This window comes from Streptomyces sp. NPDC111802 (assembly GCF_055634335.1).
On record NZ_JBVKCZ010000093.1, the window covers coordinates 1 to 11,452 of the forward strand.

The 11,452-nt window shown below is 63.3% G+C and carries 5 protein-coding genes and 3 pseudogenes; 6 read left to right on the plus strand and 2 right to left on the minus strand.

What is annotated here, in order from left to right; translation table 11 throughout:
- Positions 1-914 precede the first annotated feature (914 nt).
- The 5 genes and pseudogenes from ACZ7NC_RS42830 (at position 915) to ACZ7NC_RS42850 (ending at position 8,836) form a co-directional block, all read left to right on the plus strand.
- The gene (locus tag ACZ7NC_RS42830) at positions 915-4,058 is read left to right on the plus strand and encodes a hypothetical protein (RefSeq protein WP_471497310.1); all 3,144 of its coding nucleotides are present in this window, start codon (positions 915-917) and stop codon (positions 4,056-4,058) included.
- A gap of 701 nt (positions 4,059-4,759) precedes the next feature.
- Complete coding sequence (locus tag ACZ7NC_RS42835; RefSeq protein WP_471497312.1) at positions 4,760-5,635, plus strand: hypothetical protein; 876 nt, start codon at positions 4,760-4,762, stop codon at positions 5,633-5,635.
- Positions 5,636-5,724: 89 nt separating this feature from the next.
- Positions 5,725-6,216, plus strand: a pseudogene (locus ACZ7NC_RS42840) (transposase); the annotation flags it as partial.
- A gap of 151 nt (positions 6,217-6,367) precedes the next feature.
- Positions 6,368-7,557 (plus strand): annotated as a pseudogene (locus ACZ7NC_RS42845) (IS110 family RNA-guided transposase).
- Positions 7,558-8,140: 583 nt separating this feature from the next.
- Positions 8,141-8,836 carry a hypothetical protein gene (locus ACZ7NC_RS42850; protein ID WP_471497314.1) on the plus strand — a complete coding sequence of 232 codons (696 nt, stop codon included), beginning with the start codon at positions 8,141-8,143 and terminating at the stop codon, positions 8,834-8,836.
- Between the two features lie 128 nt (positions 8,837-8,964).
- Here the strand turns inward: ACZ7NC_RS42850 and ACZ7NC_RS42855 are convergent, their stop codons facing one another.
- Both ACZ7NC_RS42855 and ACZ7NC_RS42860 read right to left on the minus strand, forming a co-directional pair.
- Positions 8,965-9,699 carry a transposase family protein gene (locus ACZ7NC_RS42855; protein WP_471497317.1) on the minus strand — a complete coding sequence of 245 codons (735 nt, stop codon included), beginning with the start codon at positions 9,697-9,699 and terminating at the stop codon, positions 8,965-8,967.
- A gap of 701 nt (positions 9,700-10,400) precedes the next feature.
- Entirely contained in the window at positions 10,401-10,868 is a 468-nt protein-coding gene (locus ACZ7NC_RS42860; protein ID WP_471497315.1) for a hypothetical protein, read from the minus strand.
- Positions 10,869-11,266: 398 nt separating this feature from the next.
- On the opposite strand from ACZ7NC_RS42860, the pseudogene ACZ7NC_RS42865 reads away from it, so the two are divergent.
- A pseudogene (locus ACZ7NC_RS42865) lies at positions 11,267-11,362 on the plus strand (IS6 family transposase); the annotation flags it as partial.
- Between the last annotated feature and the right edge of the window lie 90 nt (positions 11,363-11,452).

Sequence of the window (11,452 nt, forward strand, 5' to 3'; positions counted from 1 at the left end):
CCTCCACCTCGCGGTAACTGAGCGGGAACCGGAAGTACAGCCACACCGCATGGGAAATGACCTCCGCCGGGAACCGAAACCCTCTGTACGACACGCCCGTCTCGGTCCCCACAGCCAGCCCCCACCCGGGAAGATCAACAAACCCGGCAATCATCCCAGTCGAGACACCCCACTCAAGTTGACGACGCCCGTCAGCGCACCTGACGAGCCGCACCGCTCAAGTTCGAAAACCCGGTATGCCGGTGCAACAGGTGCTCACCGGCAGACCCTGCCACGACGATCTACACCAGGATCATGGAAGCTTCCCTGCAACTTGATATCACCCACCGTCGGAATATCCCTTGTCGATCACCTGGTGCTCCGCCGAACTTGGCATATCCCTGAATGTGTCTCCTGTCATACGGAGGCCGGTAGATGCGTCCGTTGCCGCATCCGCACAGTATCGATGCTCCCGATTTGTTAAGCAGTACACGAAACTGCGCGGTCTCCAGAGATTTTTTTGTTCCGCTTCATACATGACCAGGGTCACGCCTGTCCTTGCGTAACGGAACGCTCAATTGACCGGGGCTTGACGACGTTGACCTGGCATGTTCGCCTTCGGACAGCTCATCCTGCAGAAAGTGGGGCAGTAGCTCCTGCGCCGGTTGCCGGCCTCCTGACAAACGGATATGAGCCGACAGCGGTAACTTCCATACAAGGAGAAAGAAATGTCTGCGCGCCACAGGAAGGTACGTAAGAGTTCGGTCGTGGTGGCGAATCAGGCCGGCATGGTGGTTCTTTCGCTGGGGGTCGCTCTGGGGTCGGGTGTAGTTAGCGCGGCCTCAGCTAGCGCTGCTCCCCAAGCCAGCGCTGCACGAAACACATGGAATCCGGGGAAATACACGGGCTTCTGGCACTGGGCGCGCCCCGGCCTCGTGCAGGAAGTGAAAGTGAAGAACGATTCGAAGCAGGACATTTACGTCCTTCAGAGGACGCAATTTATGTTTGTGCTCGCCGACATGGGAGCGGCAGCAGCCAGCCTGGCAACCGGAGCATCGGTGGAAGGAATGACGAAGGAAGCATTGGTGTACCTGTCGAAGGAGGCAAAGTCATGGAGGAACAATCTCGAAAACGGACTAGCGACTGCGTACAACAAATGGGTAGCCGGGGGAAAGGTAAACGGCGTCGAATTTGCGAATGACGCAAGGAAGGTGATCGGCGATTCCATTGCCGCATTGAACGGCGACATCGGGACACTTCGCAATGGCTACAATGACCTCTACAACAGAATGTTCGATAGTGTCCACACGGACCTCCATGATAAGGCTATGGCTGGTCATAGTGATCCGTACTCGAATGAGCTGATGGCAAAAATCAAGGCTGTAGGAACCACCGTCGCACCGGGCCATAATTTGCCTGTCCGGACGAACGATTACACTGCGAACTTCGATACTTTCCTGAGGAGCCTTGCCGGGACTGCGCAGGGTGCGCCTAATAGCCTCACAGATAAGGCTGCCCTTGCGCTGGGAGTTCTTAATATTCAGGGACTCAGCGGCTATGCGGGGCAGATCGGCATCGATACTGTCGATATGTGGGTCGTCACGAAGGACGGGAAGAAGTCCGTGAACGTAAGCACGGCCCCGAACGTCTCATGGATCGTCCAGGATGACCGAGTTGCCCCCGCTAAAGCCAACGGCACGATGGACAGAACTCTGGGATACTACGACTGGAATCGTAGGGGGGGCACACAGACACAGCGGGCCGTGCAGCAGGCAATCGCAGTCATGAAAAAGGACGGGATCAGCCGAAAGGACGCGGTCAGCGCCTTCAACTATATGATCAACAGCGACACGTCCGGAGGTAGTCTATCAGTCGATCAGAAGCGTGAAAGAATTTCCGAGGCCATAAATGCTTCTCCTGACCTCCGGCAGGCATTGTGGTTAAGGCTGCATTCCCCCAATCCGTCAGACTACCGCCGCACCACTGAGAGTGCTGCAGATGCGATGAAATGGATCAACTCCATGGGGGGACCCTCAGCTTATCTTCGTACGCCGAGGCTCGACGACAGTAAGAAAGTATACGCGGCACTGCAAGATCTATATAAGAGCGGAATCGATTTCGAAACCGGACGAAAGTACCTCTATAACCTCTGGCAAGGGTTCGGAAAAACGTCCGGTGAAACCATCGGGAATGTGGCAAAGTACGCGGAGGGAGGTGCCATGGAGATGCTGCTCGCCATACATGATGCCAATGCCGGGGACACCGACAAGACGATCACTGCGGTACAAAAACTTGCGGCGATTCCTAGCTACGGCGGAAAGATTGGTTCTAATGCGGGTTCAGACTCAAGCGGCCTGGCGCTCGCTGTCAAACGCTTCCAGGTGAGCGGTGAGGGTAAATTTATCGCAAGCTTGGGTCTCGGCCCCACGTCTGGAACCGGCGCAGGGGCCGGGGAAGATCTGGCCGGGCAAGAGCCGGTTTCCGGGGGCACCGGTAACGAGATCGTCACCCCGCCGGATCCTCAGGTGGGCCAGGAGGGTCGTCCCCAGGACGATGATGGGAAGCTTCCTCGTGACCCTTACGACGCCAAGGGTGCGCTCCAGCTGGTCAAGGAGAATGGCAACAAACCAGTCGAAGTGTACGGCGAGAATGGCACCAAGTTCACTTACTCCCTGACATCATCAGGGAAAGTGGTCGAGAAAATGGAACGCCCTCTCCAGGGGGCGGACGCTCAGCGCGAGAACGAGGTCGGCGGCGGCACATGGATAAAGTCAAACGGTACAATGACTATTGCCCCGCTGCCCACAGGAGGAGTAAAGCAAACCGTAGTACGGACGCTGAGCGGGGAGCAGGCCGGGGTTAATTCCGGCGAGGAGTGGAAGCTCCTGCCATCGGGTAACAGTGTCGGAGACGCCAATATACAGAAGCGCGAAATATCGGCTGAGCGGCAGAGCGAGAGCCAGCCGAACCCGCAGGACCATGCCCAGCCGGTTTCCTCGGATACCGCGGGCGGCGCCGCTGTTGGCATCGCGGGTATGGGCGAGCTGGCTGCGGGCGGTCAGACCCAGCCTGGCGGTCAGCAGGCCGGCCAGGACGCCGGAGACAAGCTGCCCGCGCATTCCCCGTCGGCACAGGCACACAGGCTCGGTAAGAGAGAAACCGAGCAGCAGTCCGCTGGTGATCACTCACCGCAGTCCCAGCAGCCGTCTCCGTCAGTCTCGCCTGAACACCGTGCTGTGTTTCAGCAGGATCCGGTCCAGGCCCACCGGGGCCTGGCGGAGCCGCAGCCAGTCAAGACGCAGCAGTCGTCGATCCCATCGCCATCGGGGCTGCAACAGCAGCACCAGGACCAGCAGTCTCGGCAGCCTGCGCCGTCATTGACGGCGGTACCGGATCAGCGTCGGTCGGCCAAGCTGCCCCAGCCGCAGGGTTCTAATCAGGAGGCGTCTGGTTCGGATTCGGGTAGTGCGGGTGGTTCGGCCATGGGGCGCACACTCGCTGGTGCCGCTGTGGGCGGATTGACCCCGGCGGGTGGTTTGACGACCGGTGAGCGTATGGCCAGTGGTGACCGCGTTTTGGGTTCTTCCATTGAGGCCTTGGCCAAGGGCAGCACTTTCGGGACTGGTGTGGTGAATCGGGGGCGAGTGCAACAGAAGCTTGAGGAGTTCCAGCAGGAGTCGGGACAGCCGCAGCCGCAGGGCGGGGCGCAGCTGCCGATGTCGGACAGGACGGCGGACAACTCCAAGGCCGACGAGGCCACCCTCAACTGGGCTGGGCCGCAGGAGTCGCCTCCGGTTCAGCAGATACAGCGGCCGCTGCCGCAGGCCCAGCCGCAGGTTTGGGCGCAGCCGGTTCAGCCGGTACAGCAACCGCTGCCGCAGGCCCAGCCGCAGGTTTGGGCGCAGCCGGTTCAGCCGGTACAGCAACCGCTGCCGCAGGCCCAGCCGGGGGCACAGCCGCAGGTCTTGCCCTCGCAGCCGCAAGCCCAGCCGCAGCTGGTTCCGGTTCAGCAGGCACAGCAACCGCAGCCGCCGACTCAGCCGGGGGCACAGCCGCAGGCTTGGGCGCCTCAGCAGTAGCTGCGTCAAATGCCACGCGAGTGGAGATGCCCCCTGCTGGTCGGGTAGCCGGGTCACGTCGCCGTGATCCGGCCCCCTCAGAACCGGACGCGCCTGTTTCCAGGCATCAGGGCTCGAGCAAGCCTGGAGGCTTCACAGGTTCTGCTCTTTCCGGTCGCTGTCGCCTGCGTGATGCTGACGATGGCATTTCATGGGCTTCGTGAGACCAACCGCATACGCGTGTCCGCGAGCGTGGAAGGGAGCATGTGAGAGCAGCCGCCGGGTGAAACGAGCCGCTGCACAACATTGCATGGTGCGCTGCGCGCCATGCAGGATGCTGCCGCTTCTGGAGGATATGTGGCATGTGTCATATCACTTGTGGAGCGAGGTATTACCGTCCTGCATTCACCCGGGCCGCTGGGAGCGTGGCGTAGGCCGCGTTTATTCGCCGCCTGATGTAATCGGCGTCGTCACTCTGGTACGTGACGGAATAGCGGCCATCAGGAGGTGACATCGAGAACGGGGCGTGATCTGCTGGGTCCGCATCCGCTTGGCATCAGCTGGCCCTTGGGATCCGCGCGGGACCACCCATCGACGCATGAAAAGAAAGAGGAAAATTCATGGGAGTTCATTCGAGGCATGGCGTGCCGGCCCGCCACCGGATCGCCGGACCGTCGCGGAGGAGGCTCAGAACCGTGGGCCATTTAGGGACGAAAGCTACAGTGGTCGGACTGACCCTTGCAGCGGGAAGTGTTCTCGGCGCGGGACAGGCCCTGGCGGCCGATACAGCGGCAACTCCGAGCGCGCCTGCGCAGGCAGCACCGGCTCAAGCACCCACCCCGCAGCAGGTACTGGCCCAGCTCCCGCAGGAGCAACTCCAGGAACTGGACCAAGTCATTGCCAAGCTCACCCCGGAGCAACGCAATGCCCTCGCGAAGATCCTGGCGGCTCAGGCATCAGCCCAGCCACCGGCCGCATCGGAGCATCAGATACTGGCCCAGCTTGCGCAGGAGCAACTCCAGGAACTGAGCCAGGTCATTTCCAAACTTACCCCGGAGCAACGCAACGCCCTGGCCGAGGTCTTGTTGGCTCAGGCGTCCGCGCAACAGCAGTCAAATCCGCCAGCCCAGCCGCCTGCTACATCGCAGCCGGCCACGCCAGCACCGGCCCAGCCGGCTGGTACCTCGGCATCGGCCCAACAGTTGTGGGCCGCACTGGCTCAGCAGCCGTGGGCGGCACTGGCCCAGCAGTCTTTGGCCGCACTTGCCCAGCTGACTACGCCAGCATCGGCCCAGCCGACCACTACGTCACAGCCGACGGTCACGACCCAGCCGCCTGCCACGTCCCAGTCGGCTACGTCGGCATCGGCATCGGCATCGGCATCGGCATCGGCATCGGCCCAGTCCAACACGTCGACTCTGCCTCAGCAGTCGTGGGCGGCACCGGCCCAGCAGTCGTGGCCGACGCCGACCCAGCCGGCTACGGCGGCCGTCGCTGAGATGCCCTCGCCGCAGGGCTGGGAGTCGAACGCTCTTACCGCGATGTTCGAGGCGCCCCAAACGGACATGTCCCAGACCTCGCAGGTCGACATGTTGTAGCCGTGGTTTGTTGACGGCGGGTCTGTGCGGAAGTAGGCCGTGAGGTAAAGGCATCAACTACGGTCTGGGGAACTTGAGAGCCTGACCGGCTGCTGTCGCCCCGCGATCGCAACAAGCCTGACCTGCCTGTCCGACGCCGAACCGGTGGCCGGTGCCCAGCATACGGCGGTGCAGTGGCTGCAGTTCTTCCCTTCTGAGTCGACCTGGAGCCAGGAAGCGGTCAACGCCCGCCGCCTGGAACTGCTGCTGGCCGACCCGGCCACCGCCCCGCACCCGGACGGGGCCTTGGTGGTCGATGACTCCGGCGACCACACAGGTGGGCAAGCAGTATCTCGGCTCGGTCGGGAAGATCGACCGTGGTGGGGTCACCGTGACCACGTGCTGGGCGGACGAGCGCGTCTACTTCCCGGGCCGCGCCGTCCCTATACCCCGGCCCATCACTTCCCCCGCGGCAAGAACGACCCTGGCTTTCGCACCAACTGCAGATCGCGGCCGCCCTGGCCGCCCAGGCCAAGGCGGCCGGGCTGGTCTTTCGCGCGGTGGCCGCTGGCTGCGCCTACGGCAACCATGACAGCTTCCGCTCCGTTGCCGCCCATGGGGATGAACCCAACACCGCATAGGCCGCCAGCTGCGGGTGTCGCTGCATCTGGGAACCGGCCGCATCATCCGGGCCGATGTCCGCGATGCCCACGCCTTGGAGCCGCTGCGGATCGACCTGGACGGAGGCACCACATGCCCGCGATCTGGGCCGGCATCGACGCAGGCAAGACCCACCACCACTGCGTCGCGATCGACGAGAGCGGCCGCCGACTGCTGTCACGACACGTCGCCAACGACGAACCCGAACTCCTCGAACTCCTCGCCGATGTCCTGGCCTTGGGCGACGAAGTCACCTGGGGCATCGACCTGGCCGACGGCGGAGCCGCCTTGGCCATCACAATCCTGCTCAGTCACGACCAGCCGGTGCACTACATCTCCGGCCGGGCCATCCACCGCGCCTCCGAGAGCTACCGCGGCGAGGGCAAACCCGACGCCAAGGACGCCGCGGTCATCGCCAACCAGGCCCGCATCCGCCGCGACCTGCACTTCTTACGCACCGGCAACGAGACCGTCACCGACCTCAAGCTCCTCACGGGGCGGCGCCTCGACCTGGTCGCGGACCGCACCCGCACCGTCAACCGCCTCCGTGCCCAGCTCACCGGCCTCTTCCCCGGCCTGGAACGGGCGCTGGACCTCACCAACACCGGGCCGCTCACCTTGCTGACCGGCTACCAGACCCCGGCCGCCATCCGCCGAATCGGCGCCAAGCGGCTGGAAACCTGGCTGCGCAACCGCAAGGTCCTCCGCGCCGATCGGCTGGCCGAGACAGCCGTGCAGGCCGCTGAGCGCCAGCGCACGAGCCTGCTCGGAAAGAACCTGACCGCCGAGTTGGTACACACGCTGGCGAGGGAGGTGATGGCCCTCAACCAACAGGTCGCCGAGTCGACAAGCTCATCGAAAGCCGGTTTCGCAAGCATCGCGACTACGAAGTGATCACTAGCACGCCCGGACTTGGCATCATCCTCGGCGCCGAGTTCCTGGCCGCCACTGGCGGCGACATGAGCGTCTTCGGCACCGCCCACCGCCTCGCCGGCTTCGGCGGCGTCGCACCGGTTCCCCGCGACTCCGGCAAGATCAGCGGAAACCTGCGCCGCCCACAGCGATGCAACCGCAGACTCCAACGGCTCTTCTACACCTCGGCTCTGTTCGGCATCCACAAGTGCGAGGAGCCGCGCCGATTTCACGACCACAAGCGCGCTGAGGGCAAGCGCCACACCCAGGCCGTCCTCGCCTTGGCCCGCCGCCGCGTCAACGTCCTCTGGGGCCCCCTACGCGACGGACGGCCCTACGAGCTCGTCCCGCCTGCTGCTCTCGCGGCTTGACAAACCGCATCAGGAATCGATGGCACACGCCCAAACTCCGGTGGCGCAGGACAGTGAACGGTGTCTCCGGGCGGAGTCGTTGGCGGGATCGGGCGATGCGCCTGGCCGTGCTGTCCTACGGTGCGCAGGCGGGCAGGCCGCGAGCTGTGCCTGACGGAAGCAACTCAACTTGCGCCAGCGAGTGCGGCGCTCATACCCATCGGGCGTAGATGAGCCATGAGACATGCTCGACCGGCTCGTGCCGGACATCGAGCGTGGAAGGACACGGAAGCAACGAAGCCCCCGGCCGTTGGCGTGTTGAGTGAGATCCCCACACCAACGACGAGGGGCTTCGCCACGTCACCGCCCCTGACCAGCCTGGTTCACCGGACAGTCCAGGATGCCTTTGCCCGGCTCCACTCACCAAGCAGGACGAAAACAACATCACGGGCGCGCGGTCACGTCACCACTCATGAAAGATCGAGGCAAGGGGCTAAAGTCTCGCCAGCCTGCATCTTTCGTCTTATCGGATACCCCCGAGTGCATACTTTCGCCCCATTACGCGCTGAGCTGCCGGCGGTTCTAATAGGCGTACGAAACCGGAGTGAGCGAGTTCTCCGTGTACTGGGGCGCAGACCGGGATCCGGTCCGTTTCCTGCCTGTCGGGGCCGGTCCCGTCTCACGCCGGGAAAGGGAAGACGATCACCACACCACGAAAGGTAACGTGAAAATGCCAGGAAAGCACAGGAAGCCATCAACCACGACGAGGAAGAAGCAGGCACTGAAGGCAGGCGCCGTAACCGCCCCTGTTGCCGCAGTTCTCATGCTAGGCGCTGCAACAAATGCATCCGCTGACGGCTTAAGCCAGGGTGGGTACACCCAGACCGACCAGAACAGCGGCATGCAGAACGGTGGCAGCTCCGGTCAGAGCTACCAGGCCGGTGGCGACAACAGCCAGGACTGGTACGGAAACGCCCAAAATGGTGGCTGGTACAACCCTCTCTATTGGTATACTCGGGCCAATGACTACATGAATAACCATCACATGTACTACGCCAACAAGCCCCCGCAGACGGAGGAACAGTTTGACAATGAACTGTTTTGGGGAGCGCAGATGAGAAACGCCTCGCCCGGCGCCCAAGCGCCAGGTAAACTACCATCCGGCGCACTGGGTACAGCTGCCTCGCATTTCGTCGAGGATAGGACCACAATTCCGGAAGGAAGCGACGGAACAAACCTGACGTCGTCACAGGCGAGCGGAAGCTTCTTCTCGGGCCTTCTCCCCGGTGATGGCGACTGAATCTCTTTCTCCCCAGAGCTGTCGCAAAGTCGTTCGCGGTCGAGTCCCGTTGATGGGGCGTATATGTGCCCGAGTTGACATCCGGGCAGCGCACGGCTCTCCGTCGACCGGTATTCACTGAGCCTCTTTCATCCTGAGTTTGTGCAGATCAGGAGGGTGTGAACGGCGCGGACGATGCGGCCGAGGCGATTGGTTGAGCAGCGTGCCCTTCGGAGCAGGCGCCAGGACTTGAGCTGGGCGAAGGCGCGTTCGCCGGATGCGCGCAGACGGGCATGGTCGCGGTTGTACTGCTGGTAGTGCTCGGGCAGTTCGCGGTGGCCGTAGTAGGGAGTGCGGACGGTGCCGCCGGCGCCCTGGTAGGCGCGGTCGGCCAGGATGAGGATCTGCCGGGTCAGGCAGGCTTGGACGATGCCGTGGGCGCGGGCGGCGGTCAGGTCGTGGGTCCGTCCCGGCGCTGCCCGTGAGAACCACAGCGGCGTACCGTCCGGCGTCGTGAGCACCTGGACGTTCATGCCGTGCTGCTTGTGTTTCTGCGGGTAGTACGGCTCGTCGGCCCGGATGCGGTGGGTGGGAATCAATGTCCCGTCGACGATGACGAAGTCGCCCTCACCCAGGCCCGCCAGGGCCTCGTGCAGGCCCGGCGCCCAGGCGGCCAGGACCTCGACTGTCTCGTCGACGTACCGCCACGCCGTCGCCTCCGACACTCCGAACCCGGCCCCCGCCTGGGCGAACGTCTCGTTCTTCCGCAGGTGGGCCAGGGCCAGCAGAGCCTGCTTGAAGCAGGCCAGCTTGCGCCACGGCGAGTTGAGTTCACGCCGTCGTGAGGGGCCTCGCGTTTCCCGGACAGGGATCTGACTGTCTATTTCACGCGACTGCTCGCAGCTTCACGTACTCGGCGTGGCACTGTCAAGTTTGACAGAACGTCAGGTGATCAAGAAGAAAAATCCCGTCCGGGACCCGCCTGTGGTGCGTCGAGGCGGCGTTTCATTCATGGATTCAGAGGCGCAGGGCCGCAATCGCCTTCGTGATCATCTGACGGATCGTCAAAGTTGACAATGCCCGGGAGAGACAGACCCGGGCAGGTGGCGGGCGAGGATCCTGCCTTTGTCCGCGCTTGTGCCGCCGCCGTCGGGGTGCCTTCGCTCCGTACCGCACACCCAGCCGACCACGCTTGGGGGACCCCGCGGCGCGTCGCCGAGTTCCTGGCCCATCTGCGCAAGCCCGGCACGACTGTGAAGCAGGCAGCGGCCGCCCGGCCCGTTCGCGGCAGGCCGCAGGCCTGCTTGGCGGCGCGGGCGCCGGCATTCCAGCATGCAGATCCCTCACCCGTACATACAGCCTGGGGTATGCAGGCAAAAGAATTCCCCGCCCCCCTGGGAGGAGAAGCGAGGAATTCTGGGAGAATTTGAGAAAGTCAGACGGAGGCGGGGTGCCAGTTCTGGCCCAGGGCGCATAGGCACCCGCACCGAGCGGTCGGACGTACCCCGTCAGCAGTCACGGGATGCGACAGGCAGGCCGGCATCCCGTGACCCTAGAACTCCGACTTTCCGCAGATCGCAGGCCGTCAGTACGCCCCCCCATAATAGGGGTTTGAGGGCGAGAGAGACGGGTCGGTTCCCGGGGGAGCAGTGGGAATGTGCGCTTGCCCTGAGGGGCCAATGTTGGGGAAGTCCGACTTGGGCGCTCCGCCAAGGTAGCGGCTATACCAATCCGGCAAATTCTTAAATCCCTCTTTCGCTATATTCCCTAGGATCCCTGCTTCCTGCACGCCCCCGCCGTACTGGCCGCCACCGATGGACTGGCCAGTGCTCCAACCGGACTGGCCGCCGCCGCTGGTGCCGTCGCCGTACTGGCCGCCACCGATGGACTGGCCAGCGCCGCCGTAGTTGCTCTGCGAAAACTCGTCGGCGGAAGCGCTTGTTGAAGAAGCAAGCATGAGGCCTGCGGTCAACGGGACGGCTACAACGCCCGCTCTCAGTACCTTCTGCCGTGCTGCCATCCCGGCGTTCGGCTTCTTGTGACGTCCTGCCATGATTATTCTCCTTTTACGTACATGTCGTCGAGGAAATTCCATAGAGAACCAGCTTTGCGGGCTGCCTGCACCCTTACCGGAGGCATCTCCGGTTTAAGCAAGCCTCTCGAGAACGTCGAAATAAGCTGTACAGCTATTGAGACAGCTCATTCGATGCCTTGATGTTTTCCCCCACAAGAAATGGGAGGGTTGCCTCTACGTTGGCGCATACGGCGGGAGCGGCACGTATGTCAATCGACCCACAAAACGCATCGCGAGAGGAGCGTTACGAATCCTGTGGTCGGTCGGTCCGGCAGGAAGGGCGCCGTCAACTTGAGCGGAGAGCTCCTGTGAGACGATCTTCGTGTTGATCGTCTTGGGGAGGGTCTGCTCGTGGACACGCCACCGTCGTACCGGGGTTGCGTTATCCGGCGGAGGTGATCGCGCATGCGGTCTGGCTGTACCACCGTTTTCCGCTCTCCTTCCGCGAGGTCGAGGAGCTCCTGTACGGGCGTCGTCAACTTGTTGGGGTTGCAGGTTGTTGAGGGTGTGGCAGGTGGTGGTGGGGCTGGGTGGCGGCCCTGGTTTCAGCCTGCGGTGGGCAG

What these genes read in the sequence shown, in the direction of transcription:
- ACZ7NC_RS42860 (WP_471497315.1), bottom strand. Translation starts at nt 10,868, where the DNA reads ATGGCAGGACGTCACAAGAAGCCGAACGCCGGGATGGCAGCACGGCAG.